Below are 24,113 nucleotides of genomic sequence, written 5' to 3' on the forward strand. Positions count from 1 at the left end.
ACTTTGACAAAGATCTGTATTGTATTTTTTACCTCATTTAATTTCAAAAATCCTGATAAATTTTTGTTCTAGTTTTTTCCTCTTTCTTTCTTCTTTCCATCTTGAATAGAAAATAACAATAAGAAGAAACAAACTCACAATTGTAGTGGCTCGCCTAAGGCCTCTTCCAAAAAAGAGAAAAAAAACATTAATGAATATTAAAAAAACTACTGGAGAGAATTTCGTCCAAAGCAACTGAAACTTACTGTTTTCTTCAACAACGTAATTCACATTAACCCTATTATCAATATTCTTGTAATTTCCTCTCACAATAAAAATTGTAGGAGATGTCGCTGAATTTATAGTTAACCGAAAACTTTTATCATCAAAAAGTCCATAAAAAGGTTTTGCGCCGCCAAATATGGGAAATAGCCTAAAGTGACTTAAGTTCACTTTTAAAGAACCTATTTCGATATTATTTTGCAATCTTGTACGGAAGTCTGATAAAGAAAGGTTTGATTCCATTTTATTGAGCAGTCAACAAACCATTAACCATATCTTCTAAAGCTTTTCCGTGGATATTTTTAGCTATGATAATTCCATTTTTATCAATTAAAAAGTTCAGAGGAACAGACTGAAGCATATAATCTCCGATAACCGGAGATTTCCAATATTTTAAATCGCTTACTTGTATCCAAGGCAGTTTTCCTTTTGCAATTGCTCCCAACCAAAGCGGTTTTTTAGTATCCATAGAAACGCTGTAAATTGAAAATTTATCAGGATAAGCATTGTATAATTTTAATAAAGTCGGCTGTTCTTTAATACATGGCCCGCACCAAGATGCCCAAAAGTCAACTAAAGTTAATGAACCTCGTAAAGACGAAAGTACGACATTGTTTCCTTTTGTATCTGGAAGATCTATTTCTGGTGCTATATCGCCAATATCAGTACCTATAACCTGAGCTTTTGAACTGGTTATTACACAACATAAGAATCCTAAAATAAGTAACGTTTTTTTCATAGTTTATTAAGTTTATTGTTTTGGGGAACGTTTTTTAATCTCGCAAAGACGCAGAGTCGCAAAGTTTTTTTTAAGTCTTCTCAATTGAATTGCCTCCAGCTTTAGCTGGAGGTTTATAAAAATTAGCTCGATAGGCTTTAGCCAAAAATATAAAGTTTGGCTAAAGCCCTTTTCTCACTTTTCTTACTATCTCCAGCTAAAGCTGGAGACAATTGAAAAACAACTTTGCGACTTCGCTCTCGATAGCTATCGGGATTGCGAGATTAATACGCAAGCAAATATAATTTTTCTTTCCTAAATTCTTCATCATTTGTCCTACTCCATCATAAAATTTTCCTAAAAATATTTCTTTAAATTGATATATCGGGAAAAGTCGATATATTTGCATCATGGAAAATATAGAACTTTTTAAGGCACTCTCTAACAAGTCCAGATTACAAATGCTGGAATGGCTTAAGGAACCCGAAATAAACTTTCCCAGTCAGCTGGAACATGGCGGATTTGAACATGGAGTCTGCGTGGGACAAATTCAGGCCAAAGCCGGTTTGACACAATCTACAGTATCTGAATACCTGTCTATTTTACAACGCGCCGGTTTCATCGAAGCCAAACGTGTTGGACAATGGACTTACTATAAACGCAACGAAGGTGCCTTTGAAGCACTCAGTAAATTAATTCAATCTAATTTGTAAATTACTTATGAGTACAAACAACCTGTTTTCGCCGTTTAACTTAAAATCGTTAAACCTTAAAAACCGAATCGTAATGGCGCCAATGACGCGCTCTTTTTCTCCAAACGGAGTTCCAACTGATGATGTAGCTGCTTACTACCAAAAAAGAGCTGAAGGCGAAGTTGGTTTAATATTATCTGAAGGAACTGTAATCAACAGACCTTCTTCATCCAATGATGCTAATGTACCGCATTTTCATGGTGAAGCTTCTTTAAACGGATGGAAAAAAGTTATTGATGAAGTTCACGCTGCAGGCGGAAAAATGGGACCGCAGATCTGGCATATGGGAATTATGGATAACCACCATTCTGGATGGGTTCCGCCAGTTCCTTTTGAAGGTCCTTCCGGATTAAATCGTCCTGATTTTAGAAATGGTGTTACTATGACCGAAAAAGATATTGAAGACACTATTCTTGCTTTTGGACAAGCTGCAGCTGATGCAAAAAGATTAGGTTTTGATACTATCGAAATTCACGGTGCACACGGTTATTTAATTGACCAGTTTTTTAGAGCAGAAACAAATTTACGTGAAGACATTTTCGGTGGAAAAACTTTACCGGAACGTAATCGTTTTGCTATTGAAGTGATTAAAGAAGTTAGAAAACAAGTGGGTAACGATTTTGCTGTAATCATGCGTTTTTCTCAATTTAAACCTTCTGATTACAATTATAAACTGGCTAAAAATCCGCAGGAATTAGAAGCTTGGCTTACTCCTCTTGTGGATGCTGGAGTGGATATTATACACGCTTCGCAACGCAGATTCTGGGAACCAGAGTTTGAAGATTCTGATTTAAACTTTGCAGGTTGGGCTAAAAAAGTTACCGGAGCTCCAACTATTACAGTTGGTTCTGTTGGTCTTTCTGGAGATTTCTTTGGTGCTTTTGCTGGTGAAAGTTCTCAGCCAACTTCTTTAGAGGAATTAAACAGACGTTTCGACAGAGGCGATTTTGATTTGGTTGCTGTTGGAAGACCTTTATTATCTGACCCAAATTGGACTGCTAAAATTAAAGCCGGAAAAACTGAAGAGTTAAAAGGTTTTAGTAAAGAAGCTTTGGGAGCATTGGTGTTAGAATAAATCTTTTTTTAAGGTTCAGAGTTACAAAGGGACAAAGGTTTTCTTTTTGGATTAAATATATAAAAAGGATGAAACTATAAAGTTTCATCCTTTTTTATTTTATTTTACCTCAACAATTATCCGCCATTAATATCTGTAGAGACGTACAGCAGTGCGTCTACATAACGTTATGTAATCAAATATAATTACAAATAGAAAGGGATGAAACTATAAGCTTCATCCCTTTTTTGAATATCTATAACTAACAAAATTAGAAATTCAAGATTTTATATACGTTGCGTAGATGCACTGCAGTACATCTAAGCCCAGTGCATTTTACGCTATTTTACGTTTTTGAAATTTATTCTGAAGCCAATTACGAACTGGTTCGTCGTATAATTTTAAACATAAATATGCTATTACAATACTCGCAATTAAAACTCCTATTCCTACAACATAACCGTCCTGAAGCGAAACTTTATTATCGACAACCCAAGCGGTATACCAATAAATTAACGGATAATGCGTAATGTAAATTGGATATGAAATATCTCCTAAAAGCTTGCATATTTTTGCAGAGAAAGCACTTTTAATTTGTCCGCCTGCCCCTATTGCAACAATAATTGGGAAGATTAAAATAATAACGAATGATTCGTATAAACCATTCATCCATAAAGTATTGTCGTCTCCAAATCTTGGCAATGCCAAAACAATTGTGATTAAAATACTGCAAACCCAAAATGCTCCTTTTATATGGATTAATTTTCCTAAACGAGAAAGTAAAACTCCGGCAAAAAACGGATACAATAAACGGGTGAAACCAATATTCATTTGTTCCAGGTTTAAGGACCAGCCGCCAATTACGTCTCCTTTTGGACCAAAAACGGTATAGTTAATTAACAGTCCGGCAAATATCAGCACAAAAACTGATAGTACTTTATTCGAAAATCTGCGAAAAATTAGGGCGTACAAGATGTTTGCAATGTATTCGAAAAAAAGTGACCATGCCGGACCATTTAAAGGATGCATTTCTCCCCAGCCTCTAATTTCCATTGAAGGCGGAATTGGCAAGAGTGTGAAACCAATAAACATGGTTAAAATTACTTTCCACACTTCCATTCCTGCAATTTGTGGAAATAGTATATCTGAGGCCTGAAAATAATAAAATATAGCACCAATGATCATTCCCATAATCACCATGGGCTGTAAACGGATTAATCGGCGTTTGTAAAATTCCCATTGTGTCATTTTCCCCCAGCGGTCGTCATACGCATAAGCGACAACAAATCCTGATAAAAGAAAAAAGAAATCAACGGCTAAATATCCGTGATTGATAATTTGTGCAAAACGATTTCCTCCATTAAAGGTTTCAAAAATGTGAAAAATAACAACTAAAATAGCCGCAACTCCACGTAAACCGTCCAGAATTTCGTAATGTTTTTTGGGTTTTATATCATTCATAATAATGGTTAATTTATAATTGTGAATTGTGAATGGTTAATTGTTAATGATTAGCTGTGAATTGATAATTTATAATTCACCATTAACCATTTACAATTATTATTGATGGTTTTTCAGCCACTCTAATCTTCTTTGATCCGCTAAATGTTTTACAGAGAAGTTTTCGAATTTAGCCTCAAAACCTTTTCCGTCAGGAGAAGCGGCCATTAACCCAACCATTACTGGGGTATTATCTTGTAGAGGCGCGTTTCTGGTCATGATATAATTTTTATCATCAAAAGAATAAAATACCTCAACAGCATCTAATCTTCTTACCGCTTTTATCCAGATAAACGGCGGTGCTTTTTCAAGAGTAGTTACGCTCCAGTCACTTTTATCATGTGTTACGACGGTACTGATATTGAATTTTCCGTCAACAAATTCTACTCCGGTTTTGATGTAGTTTTTTTCATCAACACGAATCATTAAACCCATTTGGTCAAAACGAGCGATATAATTTCCGGTGATTTTTACTTTGGCTTCAAATTCACCGCCATACGTGGCGTAATAAAAAGGCGCATCATCAACCGTGAATCCGTAGTGAGAAATTCTCCAGTAATCGCTGTTTGCGGTTACGTTCATGATTAATGCATTGTTTTTAATTTCCCATTTTTCAGGTTCATTAAACCATTGCATTTTTTCCAGACTTTGCGCCGAAAGTTTTTGGAATAAAATAAAAGCTGTGGCAAATAGTAGTATTCGTTTCATTTTATGATTTTATAAGATTAAAAAAACGTCTTACTTCTAACTAAAATATAAAGCAAAGCTGCAACTTTTTACACTTGCAGCTTTACAACCAACCAATTTAGAAATAATGAAATTATTGAAGTGAGAAGCCCACTTTAGATTTTATATCAGTTGAAGATGCTCCTACGATTGCTTCAAAAGCTCCCGGTTCAGCAACCCAGTCGTGTTTTTTATCATCAAAGAAACTTAAAGCCGTTTTATCGATTGTAAACGTAACTGTTTTCTCTTCTCCCGCTTTTAGCGAAACTTTCTCAAATCCTTTTAATTCTTTAATCGGACGAGGTAATGAAGATTTTAAATCGCTGATATAAAGCTGTACTACTTCAGATCCTTCTCTGCTTCCTGTATTTTTTACCGTAACAGAAAACGTGATTTTATCGCTGCTTGAAATTTGTTTTTTATCAGCTGTTACTTTTCCGTATGCAAAAGTCGTGTAGCTCAATCCGTGACCGAAAGAGAACAATGGTTTTATCTTTTGTTTGTCTGCCCAACGGTATCCAACAAAAATTCCTTCATTGTATTTTACTTCATCCTTACCCGGAAATTCTCCTAAAGCGTGTGCTCCGTTATCAGCTAATTTTACCGGGAAAGTGAAAGATAATTTTCCAGAAGGGTTTACATCTCCAACTAAAACCGAAGCCAAAGCATTTCCAGCTTCAGTTCCTAAAAACCATCCCTGAACAATTCCCGGAACTTCTTTTACCCACGGCATTGCAACCGCATTTCCAGAAATATTTACGTAAACTATGTTTTTATTTACTTTCGCTAATTCGCTGATTAATTTATCCTGACCATAAGAAAGCTCTAATCCGTTACGATCATGACCTTCATCATCCTGATTTGGGGCTTTATTCAAACCTCCAATAAACAATACAATATCAGCATCCTTAGCCACTTTTAAAGCCTCAGCAGTTAATTCAGCAGGAGAACGTTTTTCTTCTAAACTTACTTTTGCAACAACTCCATTATAATTACTTGTAGGATCTCCTACGTAACCACGAGCATAAACGATTTCAGCCTGATTGCCAATTCTTTTCTTTAAACCTTCAAGCGGTGTAATTTCGTAACGTGCTTTCAAAGAAGAACTTCCTCCTCCCACAGTCATCATTTTGATAGCATTTTCACCAATTACAGCAATCTTTTTAGTTTTAGAAAGATCGATTGGTAAAATATTATTGTTGTTTTGTAATAAAACAATTCCTTCCTGAGCAATTTTTAAACCTGCTTTTGCATGTTCTTCTGTTCCAAAAGATCCAAAAGGACGATTTCTGTCCATTGTAGTTAAGAAAGCCAAACGTAAAACGCGACGTACTTTTTCGTCTAATTCTTTTGTTCCGATTTCACCTTTTCTGATCATTTCAGAATATGGTTTTGCTAAATAATAGTTATCATAAGCATTACTTGTTCCCCATGAAAGCCCGTTTGTCCATGAACCAAACTCCATGTCTAAACCATTATGAATCGCTTGTTTCGTATCGTTTACACCTCCCCAGTCAGAAACTACAACACCTTTAAAGCCCCATTCTCCGCGAAGAATATCGTTTAATAAATATTCGTTGTGGCAGCATTGCTGTCCTTTGTATTTATTGTAAGCTCCCATAATTGCCCAAACTTCACCTTCTTGTACAGCTGCTTTAAAAGCCGGAAGATAAATTTCGTACAACGCACGGTCATCAACTACTACGTTAACAGAATTACGGTTTGTTTCCTGATTGTTTAAAGCAAAGTGTTTTACACAGGCAGCAACTCCATTAGACTGAACTCCTTTAATATATGGAACAACCATTTTTGAAGTTAAGAAAGGATCTTCTCCCATATATTCGAAGTTACGGCCGTTTAAAGGGCTTCTGTAAATGTTTACCCCAGGTCCTAATAGTACGTTTTTGTTTCGGTAACGTGCTTCTTCACCAATTGATTTTCCGTATAAAGAAGCTAATTCCTTATTCCAAGTTGAAGAAAGTGCGGTTAAAGCCGGAAATGCAATACAAGAATCATTTGTCCAACCTGCCTGATCCCATTCGTCCCATTTTACTTCAGTACGAATTCCGTGTGGCCCGTCGGTCATCCAGTTTTCGGGAATCCCAAGGCGTTTTACCCCAGGTGAACTAAATTTAGACTGCGCATGAATTATGGCAATTTTCTCTTCGGTTGTCATTCTTGAAAGCGCATCTTCTACACGCTCGCTAATTGGCTTTTTATCATCAAGATAAACCGGAACCTTATTTTGTGCATTCACTCCGAATGAACTCAACAAAACTAAAACAAGGATTGTTTTAACGTTTTTAAACATAACTAGTAATTTATTTAAGCATTCAATTTTTGGTATAGATACAAGTGGTCAATTGTACCTTTTAATAATATTGTAAAGCTAAAACGTTATAGTTCGTTTTGAATTTTTAAACGAAAAAAAGTAGTGAATTAAAAAATTAAAATATTGATTATCAATTTTTTAACAAAAAATAAGCATCAAAAAAAGTAGTGATTTTAAAATAAATCTTTACATTTTCAATGTAATTAAACCTATTTTCATGACCATTTCTTCAAAATCATTTCTCGAAACTGCCGCTTTATTTCGGGCTCTTGTTCGATAATTGTAAATTGTACTTAAAGAGTAACGAAGAAAGGCCGCAATTTTTACACTGTCGTTAATTCCTAAACGAATCAAAGCAAAAATTCGAAGCTCAGTATTTAGCAATTCTCCCTGTTTTAAAACAATTTGTTCTTCTTTAATTAAAAGGGCGTTAAAGTCTTTTACGAAAGTGGGATATAGATTCAGGAAAATAATATCGAAGTTTTTATACAATTCTTCTAATTCTGTATCAACCAAAGTCGTTGACTTTAGCATTTTGTAGATTTCGTCAAATTGTTTTGCCGTTGCTTTTTTATTTAAAATGATGCGGTAATTCTCCAGTTTATTAATGTAAGTCGAACAAAGGCTGAAAAAATGCGCAATATATTCTTCCTTGATATGATTCGATTCAGATAATTGTGCGTTACGTTCCTGCAGCTGATTATTGGTTTCAGTAATATCCTGATTTAATTCGGCTAATTTTTGACTGGTTTCATAGAGTTCTCCCCGAATTCTTGAAACTTTTTTCATTTGTTTGTAAACGTAAATTACCGCAATAATTAAAAATACAGAAAGCAAACTGATGCAGATTAAATAAAGCTGTAATTCTGTTTTTCGTTTTGCTTCTTTTTCTAAATAAACGGTATTAATGATCGAATATACTTCTGACATTAAAAGCGTGCGGAACTGCACATTACAATAAAGAGCATCTTCAATTGCCGATTGTGTGAGTTTATACGCCATATCAACATCTTCAATTTCGTAAAAAACCAAAGCCAGTTCCTGCAGCGAAGCATTGTCTTTATTGGCATTTTTAATATCAGCGGTTGCCGAAAGTGCATAATATTTTTTTCGCAATTCAAGCTGATGTGTATGCTCATAAATACTTCCAAGCAAATAGGTAATCATGGCATATTGCGAATCATCTTCGCTAGTATTTTTAAGCAGATTCATTAATTGCTTTTGGGCACTAACTATTTTTTTATGATATACATCGTGCTGAATTTTATTGATTTGGTAATTAATAGATTTTGGATCTAAAACCATCAATAATGAATCACGGTATTTTTGAATTTGCTGTAAATATTCTTTGCTGTAACTATTTGCAGCATAATGCTCAAAAAATTCACGATAGGAAACATAATAGTTTGGAAGAAGCGATTTTGACAATTTGTTTTTGTCGATGCTTTTTAAAATGGCTTCAGATTCACGGTATTTTCCCGAAGAGGAATAAAGTGTAACTAATTGAAGATTGGCTAAATCGGCTAAATCTTTATCGTGAAGTTCAGAGGCAATTTTTAAGTTCTTTTTTACGTATAAAATAGCTGAATCTGAATTGAATTTCTGGTATTCTGTATATAAAGTTTTATTGTAATTGTACTCTTGTTCTTTCGTTAAATCTTCAGATTTGATTTTCTTGAAGTTTAGAATCCTTTCTTCTTTTAAACGAACGTAATGCTGTTTGTTTTTTAGCGCCAGATTTAACTTGTCTATAATATCATCTGTACTTTCCGAAGCAAAAACCGGAAAGCTCATCAAGACGATAAAAAGTAACAAAAGTGGATTTTTCAAACTGAGTTAAAAATAAATGAAACGTACAAATATAATAAAGTGTAAACAGAAAAATGAATTATTTATATATCCGATAAAATAAACAAAAGCTGGTATTGTTTTTATAATTTTGTTTGAAGCGAATTTCTAACTTAAACTACTATCAAATGCCAAATTTTATTATCGACTGCTCTGAAAATGTATTAAGATTAAAATCTGCAGACGACATCATGCAGGAAGTTTTTAATTCAGCTTTATCAACAGAGCTTTTTACCGCGCCAGAAATTAAAGTTCGCATAAATCCTTTTTCACATTATAATAATGGCAATACTTTGAGTGATTTTATTCATGTTTTTGGTTATATAATGGAAGGCCGAAATGAGGAACAAAAAAACAATTTATCAAAAGCAATTATAACAAAACTAAATACTATTTTACCTGAAGTGAAGTCAATTTCTATGAATATAGACGATTTTCAAAAGGCTGGTTATTTTAATAGTAAAATGATTTAATTTGATTTTTGATATAAATAAATTTATCACAAACATCAAATATTATAATATTATTTCCGATTTTATCATTCCGAGGAACGAGGAATCGCACTAGAGAATCGACAAAGATTGGCGATCTGCTGTACGGAATTTCTAGTGTGATTCCTCGTTCCTCGGAATGACAAAACTTTGCGTTAAGCCTTACCAAAAGAAAAACAAAATTCATCAAAGTTTAAAACTTTGACAAAATTCCTCTAAAAACTTATAAACCTTATATCACTTATATGGTTTAAAAAAAAACTACACCACAATTGGCGCCGCCAAACAACTCTCTGGAATATCAAAAGCGTTCACCAACGCAACGGCATCCGGGCGAATATCCCAGCAAAGCTGATTAACCAGTTTACGAACCGCTTTGGTTTTTACCGCTTCCATATAGCCATCTTCCAAATACCATCCTTTGTTTTTTTCTATCTGCGAAAGCGCATATAATTGATATAATTTGGTCAATATTAGTTTTGAATTTTCATCTTTTATTTCTTTAATTGCTTCCCGAAACTGTTCTAAAACAATACGTTCCAAATATGCCTGTGCAACATCTATCATTTGATGCTGAACAACATTAAAAGCATCATAAGCTTCTAAACCGCCATCAACCAATTTTTTGATACGTCTTGCTGCCGAAGCCAGAATTGTTTTTTCTCTATGAACAAAAGCCTGTAAATGAAATTCTCCGTCCAATAAATGTTCATCATCAGATCTTCTTGTTGCGATTGGATTTTTCTCTGTAATCGCTGTTTTGGCATTTTCATATACATAATTGATGATTCCCAAAGAGCCCATTTCACCAAAAGATTTTCTGAATTCAGACAAACGATTTTTAGCAACTAATTGCATTAAAACGGTATTATCACCTTCAAAAGTGGTGTAAATTTCGGTGTCATTTTTTAAAGCATCGATTCGGTTTTCAGATAAATACCCTTTTCCTCCGCACGCTTCACGGCATTCCTGCAAAATATCTCTTGTACTCCAGGTTGAATAGGATTTCATTCCGGCTGCAAGGGCTTCGATTTCCTGCATTTCAGATTCTGTTCTGTTCAAAAATCTTTTAGTCAGATATTGAAGTGCAAAATGAACAGCATAGGTTTTTGCCAAATGCGGCAACAATCTGCGTTGATGCATTCTGTAATTTAAAATCGGAACTTCAGATCCGCCTTCTGGGCCAAATTGTCGGCGTTGATCGCTATAGCGAATGGCAATCGTTAATCCAGATTTGGCTGCAGCCAAAGCCGAACGCGGAATCCCGATTCTTCCTCCTACCAAAGTTCCCAACATCGTAAAAAATCTTCTGTTATCACTCGGAATTGGGCTTTCGAATTCTCCTTTATCGTTTACAGAAGCGAAACGATCCAGCATATTTTCTTTCGGAATCACGACATTATCAAAGCTGATAGTTCCGTTATCAACGCCATTTAATCCCATTTTATGTCCGCAGTCACCAATTGTAACTCCATTTATCGTATTTCCATTTGTATCGCGCAAAGGCACTACAAAAGCATTTACGCCATAATCGTGATCGTCGATAATTAATTTAGCGAAAACAGTTGCCATTTGTCCGTGAACTGCGGCGTTTCCGATATATTCTTTCTGAGCATTTTTATTTGGCGTATGAATCGTAAAAGTCTGATCGCTATGATTGTAAGTTGCGGTAGTTTCTAAACCTTTTACGTTTGATCCATGATGCGTTTCGGTCATGGCAAAACAACCCGGAAGTTTTAACGAACCAATATCTTTTAGATATTTTGCATAATGTTTCTCTGTTCCAAGAGACTGTACGCTCATTCCCCAAAGTCCAAACTGAACACCAAATTTTATCACCAAACTTAAATCGTGATAACTCAGTGTTTCCATAATCGCAAAATAATCTTCTACATTTCCTCCTCCGCCATATTCCTTCGGATAAGCCATGTTTCCTAAGTTTTCATCGGCTAAAATTTTACACCAATTGTAAACCGTTTGGCGAAAAACATTAATATCTGTCGAAGTTTCGTAAGCAAATTCAGGTCTTGAAATTACTGATTTTACTTTTTTTATGATGTGAGCTTCTTTTCCGTCCAGAAATTCGGTTATTTTTTGAATATCAAAATTGCTTGTTGTCTGCGAATTTGCGGTAAAAGAATCGGCTTTTGTTTTGAAGTTTTGAAGTGCTTCTTCGCCTAAAATTCCAAGATCATTTTCGAGTTTTGTAAAATCGGATTCTAAGGATGAAATGTCCAAATCTTTATCAGAAAGTGCTACGGCAATATCAAAAATTGACTTTATAGAAGATTTATCCTGAATGCTTTTTTCAATGTCTAATTTCCATTGCGCCAATTCATTTCGCGAAGGCGGATTTGAAATATCAACTTTAGAGAGAAGATATTCCTGTTCTTCGGATGAAAGGGCTTTTTGAGATTTTATAAATTCTTTTAATGTGGCAAATTCCTTTTGAGTTAAAAGATCATCAGACCACACTAAATAAAACAATGGAGTAAAAGCTTGAAGTTTTGCTGGTTTCATATAATAGGGATTCGGTTTTATTTTTTTTGCCACAGATTAAGAGGATTTTCTTTTGCCACGAATTACGCGAATTTTCACGAATTTATTTTTTTATACTGATTCTTTAAATCAATTTGAATTCGTGAAAATTCGCGTAATTCGTGGCAAACTTTCTAGACAAAGAAAATAATCCTTATAATCTGTGGCCTATAATTTCATTTTACTGCATAAAAAAACAGGAATGAAAAATACTCATTCCTGTTTTAAAACCCTGTTAAGATTCTCGTAATTTTACATTTTAAACCAATAAAAATACAAGAGTTATTTTACTGAGAATCTTTAGACGACAGGATATATTTCTGTTTTATAGCAAAAATATGATTTGAATTAAAAACTAACACTGCAATAAAAATAATGCCGTAAGCACTGATTTGCAAAGCACTGATTTTTTCGTGATAGACAAAATTTGCCAGTAAAAATGCGATCATCGGATTTATATTTAGCAGCATTCCAACTGTTGATGAGTTTATTCCTGAAAGGGCGTACAGGTTTAGGAATAACGGAATGATGGTAAATGCAATTGCGATGGTTTCTATACAGAAATAAAATTTAAATTCGGTTGGAACTGGTCCGCTGTATTCCGGATAAAAAGGGAATAAACATATCGCTGCCAATGTAATATGAAACGTTAGAACAACAAATCTGTCGAAACCTTTATTAACACGCTGACTTACTAAATAACAAGCGTAAGTAAGACCAATAATGATACTAAAAAACATATCCATAATGTCGGCATAAGACAAAAGCAGACATCCGAAAATGCTTAAACCAACAGCCAGCCACTGCGTTTTTGCCAGTTTTTCTTTTAAGATAAAAAAGGCAAGCAAAGTCGTTAAAATGGGACAAACCAAATAAGCCAAAGAAGTTGCTTTTACGCTTACATGATTCATTACATAGATAAAAGTGAACCAGTTTGCCATTAAAAATACGCTTCCGCCGATGTTTAATAAAACTGCTTTTTTCTTTTCTGAAGCTGATAAAGATTTAAAAATGCTTATTGTTTCCTGCAGTGCTTTTCTTTTGAATAAAAAGGTAATTAAAAGCATTAAAATGCTGCAACTGAAAACACGATAAAATAAAATATCGAGTGCAGGATAGTCATGAATAGGTTTTAAAACCAAACTAAAAAATCCCCAAACGGTATAAGCGGTAATGGCTGCGATATAATATTTTGTTGTTTTCACGACAGTTTCTTTTTTGTTTTTTTTAATGAAACAAATTTCTAAAAAATAAAATAGCAATACAGATACAGTTTTTGTAAATTGCAGCATAACAGTTTATTTTTATGAAGAGTTCAAATTACTTGTATTTACAGTTTGCTGATGTTATCGAAAATCAGATAAAATCAGGACTTTTAAGTGTTGGGGATAAACTGCCTTCAATACGTGAAGTCTGTGCCGAAACAGGCTACAGCATGAGTACGGTAAGTAAAGCGTATTATGAAGTAGAAAGCCGATCGCTGATTGAATCGCGCCCGCAGTCGGGTTATTATGTGAGTAATATTTCGGCACGAATAATTGCTGAACCTTCTGCAAGTACGCCAATTTTAACCGTTGAAAACATTGAACGCGAAGATTTAGTAGACTTGGTTTATGGCGATATGCGTAAAAAAAACCTAACAATGCTTTCACTTGGTTTTCCTTCAAATGAATTACTTCCAATTGCTAAACTGAATAAAGGAATGGTTCAGGCCATGCGCCAGTTGCCAAACAGCGGTACGAGTTATGAAGAAATTCAGGGAAACAGTAATTTGCGGAAAGAAATTGCCCGCTGGTCGTTTACCTGGGGCGGTTCTTTGACGGAAGATGATATTATTACGACTCCGGGCTGTATTTCTGCCATTTCTGATTGTTTATTGACTTTGACAAAACCGGGAGATACTATTATTACCGAAAGTCCGATTTATTTTGGTATTCTGCAATTGGCCAGTTCTTTAGGCTTACATGTAATGGAACTTCCTACGAACATGACAACGGGAATTGAACTGGAAGCGGTTAAAAAAACGCTTTCCAGTAATAAAATAAAAGCTTGTGTTTTAATGAGTAATTTTAGTAATCCGTCTGGAAGTATGCTGCCAAACGAGCATAAAAAAGAGATTGTGCGCTTAATGGATTTTTATAATGTTCCGTTAATCGAAGATGATATTCATGGCGATTTGTACTTTGGCGCAAGCCGACCTACAAATTGTAAAACATACGATGAAAGCGGCATTGTGCTTTGCTGCAGTTCGGTTTCTAAATCTCTGGCACCGGGATATCGCGTTGGCTGGGTTTCGCCAGGGAAATTTAAAAAAGAAGTTTTAAGAACAAAATTATATCATACGATCTCCTCGCCTACTATTACGCATGAAGTTGTGGGCGATTTTTTGAAAAACGGACGTTATGAAAATCATCTTCGCAAAATTCGCCAAATCCTGAATCAAAATTGCAATAATTATATCAATACTGTTTTAGAATCTTTTCCAGAGGGAACTAAAGTGAGCCAGCCTCAGGGCGGATTTTTTCTTTGGGTCGAATTAGATCAAAAAATTGATACGGCTGCTTTTTATCATTTGGCTTTAAAACATAATATCAGTATTGCGCCGGGAAGGATTTTCTCTTTTCAAAATCAGTTTTCGAATTGTATGCGTTTGAGTTTTGGGCTTCCGTGGAGTAATGAATTGCGGGAATCTATTCGAACTTTGGGAAGATTGGCGGCGAAACAGTTGTAAAGTCATTGCGAGGAACGAAGCAATCTCATTTGCTAAATCAAACTTTGTGTCTTATTGTTAGTGAGATTGCTTCGTTCCTCGCAATGATAAAAACTCAGAACCTTAGCAACTTAGAATCTTAGCAACTTCAAAAAAAAGCTGGACAGCGCTAACCAATACACTGTCCAGCCAACAATTAAAGAAGACCAAAATTAAAGTCTTATAACACGAAATAAGCGTCGTTTTCGACTTTCTTAGGTTCGTCGTCTAAGTGGAATTCTTTCAGAATATCAAATTCGCTTTGATATTCGTTCAGCATTTGCTTGATATTTTTTTCAATTGTGTTAGCAATTGTGGTAACCGGCGTATCGGTTGGTCTGTTTTCAAACGGATCCTGCAAATGAATCGCCATTCTTTCGATCAAAAAGAAAGCGGCAGCAATTGCTGTAATCAACGGAATCGCAAACCAACTCAATACACTTGTCAGCCCAAAAGGCAGTAACAAAATAAATAAACACAAGGTTAATCTAATGTACATACTGTAGGTTGTTGGGAAAATCGTGTTTTTGATTCTCTCGCATTTTCCCATTTCATCGCATAATCTCGATAATGTATTATCGATTTCAACTTGTTGGTACATGTTGATTTTTTTCTCGTTTTTAGCATTTTTAAGATCACGCGCATGAAGCATTAAAATAGCATTAGGAACATTTTGATGGTTCTTGATGTATCTAATTTCGTCTTCGCTCATTAAACCTTTTAAAGGTTTTACAGCATCTTTATTTCGAAGTGCCTGACCTAAACTATAACACCATGCGATTTGTCTTTTGGCAAAATTTTCTTTGAATTCGCTTGCTTCTACAGAAAAATCAGGATCTTTATAAAATGTCAAAACCTGACGTATTAAGGTTCTGGAATCGTTTACAACGGCTCCCCAAACAATTCGCGCTTCCCACCAGCGATCGTAAGCCTGATTCGACTTAAAGGCTAATAATAAGGAAATAATGGTTCCAATCATCGTTGGAATTGCAATTGGAATATCTACAGGAAGTGTGACAAAATAGTGATGAAAAATTTCGAATAATACGGTATAAGCAATCACTAAAGCCATTTCTACTTTAATTTTCCCGAGAACGTACTTCATTGGTATTCTTTTCTTTAATAACATATTTTCGGTTTTAATTAAATTAATATTTGTTTAGAAGAAATCTGGTTTTATACTGTTTCTTCATATAATGAAAGCACCGGAAGTCCCAGTTTATCATTAATGTTTTGTTTTTTTACTTTTTTGAATTTGATTTTTTCACCTTTGCGGGTTTCAACCAAAAGATCAATTTCATATTTTGAAATGGCTTCGGTTAAATAAGGTGCTGCCGTTTCATAATTGTCATCAATTTTTGAAGTCTGGCTTACAATTTCATAAGAGAAATTTTCATTTAAAAACTGCTGTACATCTTTTACATGAACATTTGCGGCGCTGTTTTCTATATAAAGTGCTTTTGTAAAATCTTCTTTAAAATCGTTTCCTAAATGCAGAATCGGGCATTTTTGATTTGCCGCTAATTGCACTAAATATTGATGAATGCGTTTAGTTTCCTGTTTATAAGAGTGCGTTAAAACGACTAATTTTACAGCAAAATGTTCAATTATTCCTCTAAAAATTGGAGACGAAAGGCCGTATTGATTGTGAATTTTAATTTTGCAGTTTTTAGTATGATCAATCATATATCTGCAGGTTTCGAGAACTTCTTCCTGACTTTTGGTAAGTCCGGTTCTCATTTCACGTAAAAAATTAGAGGATGAAAAAGCATCTGGAGTATCAGAAACCATCATTAAAACAATTTCACAGTCTGATTCTTTTGCCTGACTAATAGCTGATTTTACAGCAGAAATTGTATCATCTTTTAAAGTAGTAGGTATTAGGAAATTTTTCATATGTATAATCTTTTAGTTTATACATACAAAATAAGGGGCTGTAAATTAGAAGGGTATTAATCTTAAATTAGAATTTTCTAAGATTCAACATTAGATTTTTTAATGTTGGCCTTTTTAGGATTTATCTTTTTAAAGATGATTGTTACGATAGTTCCTTTGTTTTGTTCCGACTGCACTTGTATTTCGCCATCGTGCATACGAATGATTTTTGATGCCAGAGGCAGTCCTAAACCGTAACCAATATATTTGGCCGCAATTTTTCCTCTAAAGAAAGGTTCATACAAATGCGGAATATCTTCTGGCGGAATTCCAATTCCGATATCGTTAATCGAAATTCTAATCGCATCCTGATTGGCAGAAAGGGTTACAAATACTTCATTGTTATCTGAATACTTTACGCCATTCGTAATAATATTATTGATTGCCAGTTCTAAAAGCGGTTTATTACACGGAATTAAAAGCAGATTAGAATCTTTTGGTGCAAAATTCATTTTAATGCTGACACGATTATCAGGATAAATTTTATCTAAATCTGATTTTACTTCTAATAACAATTCATCGATTCTCGCAATATCTAAAACCTGTTTGTTTCCGTCGTATCCCGTTTGTGTCAATTTTAATAAACTTTCGGTCAGGTTTCCTAATCTTGACGCCTGACTGTAAATATTTTGTAATGATTCGACATATTCTGAAACTTCACGCTCTTTCAACAGCATAATTTCAGATTCGGCAATTATGGTTGTAATTGGCGTTTTTAATTCGTGTGAAGCATTATTAATAAAGTTGGCCTGAATTTCAAATGACGTTTCAAGTCGGTCTAACATATCATTAAACGTTTCTGTTAAATCTGAAATTTCATCTGAGTTTTTCACTTCCGGAAGTCGGTTATGAAGATTTGAAGCGCTGATTCTGTTTACTTCTTTGGTAATTCTTGCAACAGGATTAATTACTCGTTTTGCCAAAAAGCGACCTAAAAAGAAAGCCAGAAGTATAAAACCAATACCTCCAAAAAGTAATATTTTTATAATATATATAGATGTCGTTTTTCCGCGTCGGTCGCGCGCGCCTACAATTACAATGTATTTTTGATTGCTTTCTGTAAAAACCTGCCCGAGATAATATTTGCTGTTAACTTCAAAATAATCTTTTCCGGTTGACAGAATATTAGCATAAAACTTATTTGGGAGATTTAGCTTTGTGTTGTAATCAAAACTATTGGCACTGTTTATTTTCAGAACATATTCTTCTTCTTCAATAAGTTCTTCCAGTCCGTTTTTCTTTAAATTACTATAGTATTTGCTTTTTTCCGGATCGTGCTGAAAGTGAATTGATGCTACAATTTTGGCACGGTCTTCTAACCTTTTTAAGAAATGGTAACGGTTATTTTCTCTAAATAAAACAAATACTATAATACTCAATAGCAATGTACTAAAGGTAGAAAGTGCTACATAAGTAAAAGTAATTTTTTTTCTAATATCCATTCTATGGCTTTATAACATAACCTAAACCTTTCATGGTATGAATAAGTTTGGTTTTAAAAGGTTTATCAACTTTTTTTCTTAAATATGTAATATATACATCGACAACATTGGTGTTCATATCAAAATTAATATCCCAAACGTTGTCTAAAATTTGATCGCGGGAAACGATTCTTCCGGCATTTTTCCCCAGATAATACAATAATTTAAACTCTTTTGCGGTTAAAATTATTGATTCTCCTTCTCTTTTAACCGTTTTGGCACGTCCGTTTATTTCTAAATCGCCAATGGTAATTACATCGATTTTATCTGTTTCCTGATGCGCTCTTCGGTGTAAAGCATTTACTCTTGCATCAAGTTCTCCAAATTTAAAAGGTTTTACCAAATAATCATCGGCACCAGAATTAAGACCCGTAACAATGTTTTCTGAAGTTCCCAGCGCTGTTAAAAGTAAAATAGGCACAAAGTTTTTACTCGCACGAAGTCTTCGGCAAATCTCGATTCCATTAATATCCGGTAACATAACATCTAAAACGACAACATCAAAGTTATAGTTGTGGATCATTTCAAGGGCAGTTTTACCGTCCATAGCCACACTTACTTCGTTGTTATTTTCGGCAAATCCTTTCCGTAAAATCGATAAAAGATTTGGTTCGTCTTCGACTATTAGTAACTTCATATTAATTTGTATATACAACAAAAATAAGGATTGACTTCAAAAATATTATTCATAACAGTTGTAAATTATGATTTAATTATGAACAACTGCTTTAAAAACCATAAAAAAAGCACCCGCTTTTACGAATGCTTTCTTATCCTTTTTAAAATAAAGTTTGAAAATTCTTTCTAATTTTTAAAATTAAAACTCAATACTGCTCCAAGCCCAAACTGGAAAGTCGAAATATAATCATCAACTGCAACTGGTCCAACCCAATACGACCAATAATAACTTTCTCCTACCGCTGCCGACATAGATTGTAAATAAGCGTTAATGTTTACAGATACAGTCGAAGCAGTTTTAATCTTTACCCCGCCTTTTACATCCCAGGCAAAATAAGTACCGCTTCCGCCCTGAGGTGTTTCTAAAATACTAACCCCTGCTCCTGCTCCCAAATAAGGTAATAAATTTGATCCAGTATCGAAATAATGGGTAAAATCTGCGAGAATAAAATTGAAGGCACCTTTATCGTTTCCGGCATTAACCTGGCTTCCTAAAGGACCATAAAAAGGTATTTTCACATCTGATCTTAAATACTTTAATTCAACAGAATTGTTTGTTGAAAAGAAGTATTCAAATCCCGCTCCATATTGAAATCCATCTTCAATTGTTGCAGAATAACCGTCGTAATCCAGCTCATCTGAAAAATTATAACCGCCATACAAATTAAGCGAAAAAGACCTTGCATCCTGAGCCTGCATTCCTATCGCCGACAGGAATACAGCTAATAATAAACTGTACTGTTTCATAAATTATGTGTTTGAAAGTTAAATGGTACATCAAATTTAAGTTTTTTATTGTAATTTCTTACATTTCAAAATATAAATTTCAGATAATCAAACACTTAAAAAATAAATTTTTAAAAAGTTTCGCCTGCATTTAAGTAAAATCCTTTCGAATTATTTCCCCACGCATTATCAACAATCAGGTTAGTACGTGTTTTTTTGTCAATTAATATTCGAAGGCCAAGACCAACCGTTGGCTGAATAGCATGAAAAAGCGAAACATCATTGTCTTTATTACTTGCGGTTACAAAATTGGTAAAAGCTACGCCGCTAAACATTTGATTACAGGTTATGGGAAACCGAAATTCTGTAGAAAGATATACAAGTCCGTTTCCTCTAAATAATCCTTGTGTGTAGCCTTCTCCGCTCCTGCTGCGCTGATCCCAGCCAATTGCGGGCAGATTTAAATACGGAACATCACCTCTTGTTACAAACTGTCCGTAAGCCCAAATGCCGAGGATGTAACGAGGGTTTTTCTGCGAAAGCGGAATAAAATTTCGATATTCTGCATACAAAACGTTGCTATATTTTTGATTGTGAAAAAATACAGGATTAAAACGATAATTGATATTCGCAAACCAGCCTTTGGAAGAATTTACCTGATTGTCTCTCGAATCGTAAACCATATTAAAACTTACTCCGGTTAGAAAATATTCTAAATTATCAAAACCGTGTTCCTGATTGTAACTATAATGATAGGTTAGATTTCCGTTTTCGACATCTAATTCTTTGTCTTTTATATTGGTGTACCAATCGATATTGATTCCGGCACCAACATAAAAATTCTTTCTTACTTCGAAAGAAGCCGTTTGATGAAATTTGAAATAATTATAATCCATTTCCTGTGCCAAAGAATCGATACTAAAACCTGGTTCCTGATCACGATGAGGCGGAATTATATCTGTTCCGAGTCCGTAGTTTGGCTGTGAAAATATATAAAGCCTGTAATCACCGCTTAAAAAGATTCGGTTATTTTTTAGCAGAATATTGTTTTTGACATTAATCAGCCACTGCTTTTTTACCGTATAGGTTATGCCCAGATTTGCTACTGAATATTTATCTGATTCTTGTTTTCCTTTGAAAGTATACTGTGCAACGGCACCAAAAAAGAATCCCGTTGCGGGTTGTGAACCTATTGCGGGAATTACGAGGAAAAAATTGTTTTTTGTTGGTTTAACAACTAATGTAGAATCTGGTTTTTTAAAGATTTCTAAAATAGTTTTTGGCGGGCATATTTCCTTGTTTTGAGAATCTGTTTCGGTTTGAGCGATTAAAAATAATGGAAATAGAAAAAGCAGAACTGCCATTTTAATTTTATGCTGAAAACTTATTTTTTTTAAGAATTTCATTAAGCAAAAATTTTAATTTCTATTTAAAAAATCAAACCTCTTGTAAATATAACTCTTATTTTCAACATTTTACAGAACAAAACATTAGGAATAACTCTTTCAATAAAATCTTATTCTACAATTTTTTAAACTTTTACAATCAAAACGAATTTACGGTTGAAATTAATTTTGCAAAATGTTTTAAGGAACATAAATATTTCATTTAAAAACATTTACAAAAAAAATACATACTATAATGAAAAATACTTTTGAATTTAAACTTCCTCATTTTCCAACTGATAATTTTGAATTTGAAAATAATATCTTTTCAGGAAAATCAACATTAAAACAAAACGGAGTTATTGTAGAACAAAGTAAAGAAAGAGGAAAACCTTTTTTAATAAAAAGAGTGAATGATGAAATTGTAGAAGCTTTCCCTAAAATGAACATTCCGGATATCTCTGCGCAGGTTTTAAGCATAGACGGAAAAAGATGTGTCATGGCTGCGCAATTAAAATGGTATGAATATATAATTGGTGCGCTGTCTTTTCTTTCCTTTTTTAGTGTAGGTGCAATTGGCATTATTGTGGGAAGCACCGCTACTATTATTAATTATAATTTTTTCAGAGAAAATACTTCCCGAAAACATAAATATTTTAAAGTTTTTGGAGTAAACATAATTTGTTTGATTTTATATTTAATAGCAGTAAATCTAAAAATGAATCAATAAATAATTAAGGAATTTAGAACCAAAAAAAAGAAAAAAGCCGCCAGTAAATTGACGGCTTGTTATTATATTTTTTATAGCAATTTTATTTTGTGATAAATTTTGGATGGATTAAATTTTCTAAAGAATAGATTTCATCCCATTTTTCCTGTGTAATCAACTTTCTTTCTAAAACAGCAATTTGATGCACACTTTTATTCGTTTTTAAAGCTTCACCTGCAATACTCGCACTTTCTTCGTAACCTATAATTGGGTTTAACTGTGTCACGATTCCTATGCTGTTCATGACCATATTATAACAGTGATCGACATTTGCTGTGATTCCGTTAATACATTTATCTATTAAAGTTTGAATCGCATTTGAAAGATAATCTAAAGAAGTAAACATCGCAAAAGCAATTACAGGCTCCATTACATTCAATTGCAATTGTCCTGCTTCTGCTGCCATTGTAACAGTTAAATCCTGACCAATTACATAAAAGCAAGTTTGATTTACGACTTCTGGAATTACCGGATTTACTTTCCCCGGCATAATTGATGAACCTGGCTGGCGTGCCGGTAAATTAATTTCGTTTAAACCTGTTCTTGGCCCAGAACTCAACAATCGTAAATCGTTGCAGATTTTAGAAATTTTAACTGCCGAACGTTTTAAAGTTCCCATAATCTGAACATACGCTCCGGTATCGACCGTTGCTTCTATTAAATCAGGTGAAAGTGTCAACGGAATTCCAACTTCTTTGGCTAAATAAGCTACACAAATTTCAGGATAACCTTCTGGTGCGTTTACTTTTGTTCCAATGGCAGTTGCGCCCATGTTGATTTCGAGCAATAATTCCTGAGCATTTTTTAAACGCTGAATATCTTCGCCAATTGTTGTCGCGTAAGCTTTAAATTCTTGTCCTAAAGTCATGGGAACGGCATCTTGCAATTGTGTTCTTCCCATTTTTAGAACTTCTTTAAACTCCTCTCCTTTTTTGGCAAAAGCAATTTCTAACCCCGAAAGTGTTTTAATAAAGCTGTCCATTTTTAAATACAACGCAATCCTAAATGCCGATGGATAGGCATCGTTTGTAGACTGTGAACAGTTTACATGATTATTGGGATGCAGAAAGTTGTATTCGCCTTTTTTGTGTCCCAGATATTCAAGTCCAATATTGGCAATTACTTCATTGGCATTCATGTTTACAGAAGTTCCCGCGCCGCCCTGAATTAAATCGCTTACAAATTCGTCATTAAATTTTCCGGCAATAACCTGATCGCTTCCGTAGCAAATGGCTTCGGCAATTTTTGGATCGATTGCTTTACAGTCTTTATTGGCAAGAGCGGCGGCTTTTTTCACATAACCTAAAGCTTTGATAAACAAAGGTTCTTTTGAAATGGGAATTCCGGTAATATTGAAGTTTTCTACCGCTCTAAAAGTTTGGATTCCGTAGTACAGATGATTCGGAATTTCTAATTCTCCTAAAAAATCATGCTCCTTTCTTGTTGGTTCCATATAATTAAAATTGATGTTTTTTAACTTAAAAAATAAGCGTAAAGCTACATCAAATTCTAAATTTTGTTCACAACTTTTACTTAATATTTTGGCTTAAATTAGTACCTTTTCAGCCTCAAAAATTTAAAAATAAACTTGAAAAAAGAAAGCGAATATTTTCTTGATAAAGAATATAATACGATTATTTATGCCAAAGACGATCTTAATTTTAAAGATTTCGAATGCTGCGTTTTTAATAATTGTAATTTTTCTGCCTGCACTTTTTTAGCGGTTACTTTTATCGATTGTGTTTTTAACGACTGTATTTTCACCGAAGCCAAAATTAATTACGTTGCTTTTAGAACCGTTACTTTTAATGGATGTGAAATTAAAGAAGTGAATTTCGCAATGTGCGATAAACTGATTTTTGAAGTTCACTTTAATAACTGCATTCTTGATTTTTCCAAGTTTTATACGTTAAAGATAAAAGGAACTCCATTTACCAATTGCAGTTTAATAGCAGTTGATTTTATGTCCGCCGATCTCACAGGTGTTTTATTTGAAAATTGCGATTTATACCGTTCAGAATTCGACAAAGCCATCGCCAACAAAACCGATTTTAAAACGAGTTACAATTATACAATCGATCCATCTAAAACTAAACTTAAAAAGGCTGTTTTTGCTTTGAAAGAGCTGAAAGGTTTATTGTTTAAACATGATGTTATTGTGAGTTAAATG

General features: G+C 34.0%; 20 protein-coding genes. 6 read left to right on the forward strand and 14 right to left on the reverse strand.

What is annotated here, in order from left to right; all coding sequences use genetic code 11:
- Positions 1–505: 505 nt before the first annotated feature.
- A complete protein-coding gene (locus tag J2Y38_RS12125; RefSeq protein ID WP_309842785.1) occupies positions 506–1,000 on the reverse strand; it encodes a TlpA disulfide reductase family protein in 495 nt (164 codons plus the stop codon).
- A gap of 389 nt (positions 1,001–1,389) precedes the next feature.
- Between J2Y38_RS12125 and J2Y38_RS12130 the strand changes: the two genes are divergently transcribed.
- Together J2Y38_RS12130 and J2Y38_RS12135 are read left to right on the forward strand one after the other, a co-directional pair.
- A complete protein-coding gene (locus tag J2Y38_RS12130; RefSeq protein ID WP_035644774.1) occupies positions 1,390–1,692 on the forward strand; it encodes a helix-turn-helix transcriptional regulator in 303 nt (100 codons plus the stop codon).
- Between the two features lie 7 nt (positions 1,693–1,699).
- The gene (locus J2Y38_RS12135) at positions 1,700–2,806 is read left to right on the forward strand and encodes an NADH:flavin oxidoreductase (RefSeq protein ID WP_309842790.1); all 1,107 of its coding nucleotides are present in this window, start codon (positions 1,700–1,702) and stop codon (positions 2,804–2,806) included.
- Positions 2,807–3,121: 315 nt separating this feature from the next.
- Here J2Y38_RS12135 and J2Y38_RS12140 read toward each other — a convergent pair whose 3' ends face one another.
- The 4 genes from J2Y38_RS12140 to J2Y38_RS12155 all read right to left on the reverse strand — a co-directional run bounded on the left by J2Y38_RS12140 (position 3,122) and on the right by J2Y38_RS12155 (position 9,173).
- Positions 3,122–4,246: an acyltransferase gene (locus J2Y38_RS12140; RefSeq protein WP_309842792.1), complete on the reverse strand. Its 1,125-nt coding sequence runs from the start codon at positions 4,244–4,246 to the stop codon at positions 3,122–3,124.
- A 99-nt stretch (positions 4,247–4,345) separates the two neighbouring features.
- Entirely contained in the window at positions 4,346–4,993 is a 648-nt protein-coding gene (locus tag J2Y38_RS12145; RefSeq protein WP_256634529.1) for a DUF1349 domain-containing protein, read from the reverse strand.
- Between the two features lie 112 nt (positions 4,994–5,105).
- Positions 5,106–7,322, reverse strand: a complete 2,217-nt coding sequence (locus J2Y38_RS12150; RefSeq protein ID WP_309842796.1) for a glycoside hydrolase family 3 C-terminal domain-containing protein — start codon at positions 7,320–7,322, stop codon at positions 5,106–5,108.
- A 207-nt stretch (positions 7,323–7,529) separates the two neighbouring features.
- A complete protein-coding gene (locus J2Y38_RS12155; RefSeq protein WP_309842799.1) occupies positions 7,530–9,173 on the reverse strand; it encodes a DUF6377 domain-containing protein in 1,644 nt (547 codons plus the stop codon).
- A 146-nt stretch (positions 9,174–9,319) separates the two neighbouring features.
- On the opposite strand from J2Y38_RS12155, the gene J2Y38_RS12160 reads away from it, so the two are divergent.
- Positions 9,320–9,664: a 5-carboxymethyl-2-hydroxymuconate Delta-isomerase gene (locus tag J2Y38_RS12160; protein ID WP_309842801.1), complete on the forward strand. Its 345-nt coding sequence runs from the start codon at positions 9,320–9,322 to the stop codon at positions 9,662–9,664.
- A gap of 279 nt (positions 9,665–9,943) precedes the next feature.
- On the opposite strand, the gene J2Y38_RS12165 is transcribed toward J2Y38_RS12160, so the two are convergent.
- Complete coding sequence (locus J2Y38_RS12165; protein WP_309842804.1) at positions 9,944–12,202, reverse strand: acyl-CoA dehydrogenase; 2,259 nt, start codon at positions 12,200–12,202, stop codon at positions 9,944–9,946.
- 305 nt (positions 12,203–12,507) lie between these two features.
- Positions 12,508–13,425, reverse strand: coding sequence for an EamA family transporter (locus tag J2Y38_RS12170; RefSeq protein ID WP_309842805.1), 918 nt, complete (start codon positions 13,423–13,425; stop codon positions 12,508–12,510).
- Between the two features lie 101 nt (positions 13,426–13,526).
- Here J2Y38_RS12170 and J2Y38_RS12175 point away from each other — a divergent pair, with 101 nt between their 5' ends.
- Positions 13,527–14,951 (forward strand): PLP-dependent aminotransferase family protein, encoded by a 1,425-nt coding sequence (locus J2Y38_RS12175; RefSeq protein ID WP_309842807.1) that lies wholly within the window; start codon positions 13,527–13,529, stop codon positions 14,949–14,951.
- 199 nt (positions 14,952–15,150) lie between these two features.
- On the opposite strand, the gene J2Y38_RS12180 is transcribed toward J2Y38_RS12175, so the two are convergent.
- The 6 genes from J2Y38_RS12180 to J2Y38_RS12205 all read right to left on the reverse strand — a co-directional run bounded on the left by J2Y38_RS12180 (position 15,151) and on the right by J2Y38_RS12205 (position 21,195).
- The gene (locus J2Y38_RS12180; protein WP_309842810.1) at positions 15,151–16,098 is read right to left on the reverse strand and encodes a bestrophin family ion channel; all 948 of its coding nucleotides are present in this window, start codon (positions 16,096–16,098) and stop codon (positions 15,151–15,153) included.
- A 47-nt stretch (positions 16,099–16,145) separates the two neighbouring features.
- The gene (locus J2Y38_RS12185) at positions 16,146–16,865 is read right to left on the reverse strand and encodes a hypothetical protein (RefSeq protein ID WP_309842812.1); all 720 of its coding nucleotides are present in this window, start codon (positions 16,863–16,865) and stop codon (positions 16,146–16,148) included.
- A gap of 77 nt (positions 16,866–16,942) precedes the next feature.
- Positions 16,943–18,346: a HAMP domain-containing sensor histidine kinase gene (locus J2Y38_RS12190; protein WP_309842815.1), complete on the reverse strand. Its 1,404-nt coding sequence runs from the start codon at positions 18,344–18,346 to the stop codon at positions 16,943–16,945.
- A 1-nt stretch (position 18,347) separates the two neighbouring features.
- Positions 18,348–19,022: a response regulator transcription factor gene (locus tag J2Y38_RS12195; protein ID WP_309842817.1), complete on the reverse strand. Its 675-nt coding sequence runs from the start codon at positions 19,020–19,022 to the stop codon at positions 18,348–18,350.
- Between the two features lie 167 nt (positions 19,023–19,189).
- On the reverse strand, positions 19,190–19,810 hold the full coding sequence (locus J2Y38_RS12200; RefSeq protein WP_309842819.1) for an outer membrane beta-barrel protein: 621 nt from the start codon (positions 19,808–19,810) through the stop codon (positions 19,190–19,192).
- Positions 19,811–19,920: 110 nt separating this feature from the next.
- Positions 19,921–21,195 (reverse strand): BamA/TamA family outer membrane protein, encoded by a 1,275-nt coding sequence (locus J2Y38_RS12205; RefSeq protein ID WP_309842823.1) that lies wholly within the window; start codon positions 21,193–21,195, stop codon positions 19,921–19,923.
- 235 nt (positions 21,196–21,430) lie between these two features.
- Between J2Y38_RS12205 and J2Y38_RS12210 the strand changes: the two genes are divergently transcribed.
- Complete coding sequence (locus J2Y38_RS12210) at positions 21,431–21,904, forward strand: hypothetical protein (RefSeq protein WP_309842826.1); 474 nt, start codon at positions 21,431–21,433, stop codon at positions 21,902–21,904.
- Between the two features lie 82 nt (positions 21,905–21,986).
- Here the strand turns inward: J2Y38_RS12210 and aspA are convergent, their stop codons facing one another.
- On the reverse strand, positions 21,987–23,396 hold the full coding sequence (aspA, locus tag J2Y38_RS12215) for an aspartate ammonia-lyase (protein WP_309842828.1): 1,410 nt from the start codon (positions 23,394–23,396) through the stop codon (positions 21,987–21,989).
- A 135-nt stretch (positions 23,397–23,531) separates the two neighbouring features.
- Here aspA and J2Y38_RS12220 point away from each other — a divergent pair, with 135 nt between their 5' ends.
- On the forward strand, positions 23,532–24,110 hold the full coding sequence (locus J2Y38_RS12220; RefSeq protein ID WP_309842831.1) for a pentapeptide repeat-containing protein: 579 nt from the start codon (positions 23,532–23,534) through the stop codon (positions 24,108–24,110).
- The last annotated feature ends 3 nt before the right edge of the window (positions 24,111–24,113 follow it).

This window comes from Flavobacterium sp. 2755, assembly GCF_031455715.1.
Classification (GTDB): domain Bacteria; phylum Bacteroidota; class Bacteroidia; order Flavobacteriales; family Flavobacteriaceae; genus Flavobacterium.

Coding starts and splice junctions, on each gene's coding strand:
- J2Y38_RS12125 (WP_309842785.1), bottom strand. CDS start 1,000: ATGAAAAAAACGTTACTTATTTTAGGATTCTTATGTTGTGTAATAACC.
- J2Y38_RS12130 (WP_035644774.1), top strand. CDS start 1,390: ATGGAAAATATAGAACTTTTTAAGGCACTCTCTAACAAGTCCAGATTA.
- J2Y38_RS12135 (WP_309842790.1), top strand. CDS start 1,700: ATGAGTACAAACAACCTGTTTTCGCCGTTTAACTTAAAATCGTTAAAC.
- J2Y38_RS12140 (WP_309842792.1), bottom strand. CDS start 4,246: ATGAATGATATAAAACCCAAAAAACATTACGAAATTCTGGACGGTTTA.
- J2Y38_RS12145 (WP_256634529.1), bottom strand. CDS start 4,993: ATGAAACGAATACTACTATTTGCCACAGCTTTTATTTTATTCCAAAAA.
- J2Y38_RS12150 (WP_309842796.1), bottom strand. CDS start 7,322: ATGTTTAAAAACGTTAAAACAATCCTTGTTTTAGTTTTGTTGAGTTCA.
- J2Y38_RS12160 (WP_309842801.1), top strand. CDS start 9,320: ATGCCAAATTTTATTATCGACTGCTCTGAAAATGTATTAAGATTAAAA.
- J2Y38_RS12165 (WP_309842804.1), bottom strand. CDS start 12,202: ATGAAACCAGCAAAACTTCAAGCTTTTACTCCATTGTTTTATTTAGTG.
- J2Y38_RS12175 (WP_309842807.1), top strand. CDS start 13,527: ATGAAGAGTTCAAATTACTTGTATTTACAGTTTGCTGATGTTATCGAA.
- J2Y38_RS12180 (WP_309842810.1), bottom strand. CDS start 16,098: ATGTTATTAAAGAAAAGAATACCAATGAAGTACGTTCTCGGGAAAATT.
- J2Y38_RS12185 (WP_309842812.1), bottom strand. CDS start 16,865: ATGAAAAATTTCCTAATACCTACTACTTTAAAAGATGATACAATTTCT.
- J2Y38_RS12190 (WP_309842815.1), bottom strand. CDS start 18,346: ATGGATATTAGAAAAAAAATTACTTTTACTTATGTAGCACTTTCTACC.
- J2Y38_RS12195 (WP_309842817.1), bottom strand. CDS start 19,022: ATGAAGTTACTAATAGTCGAAGACGAACCAAATCTTTTATCGATTTTA.
- J2Y38_RS12200 (WP_309842819.1), bottom strand. CDS start 19,810: ATGAAACAGTACAGTTTATTATTAGCTGTATTCCTGTCGGCGATAGGA.
- J2Y38_RS12205 (WP_309842823.1), bottom strand. CDS start 21,195: ATGAAATTCTTAAAAAAAATAAGTTTTCAGCATAAAATTAAAATGGCA.
- J2Y38_RS12210 (WP_309842826.1), top strand. CDS start 21,431: ATGAAAAATACTTTTGAATTTAAACTTCCTCATTTTCCAACTGATAAT.
- aspA (WP_309842828.1), bottom strand. CDS start 23,396: ATGGAACCAACAAGAAAGGAGCATGATTTTTTAGGAGAATTAGAAATT.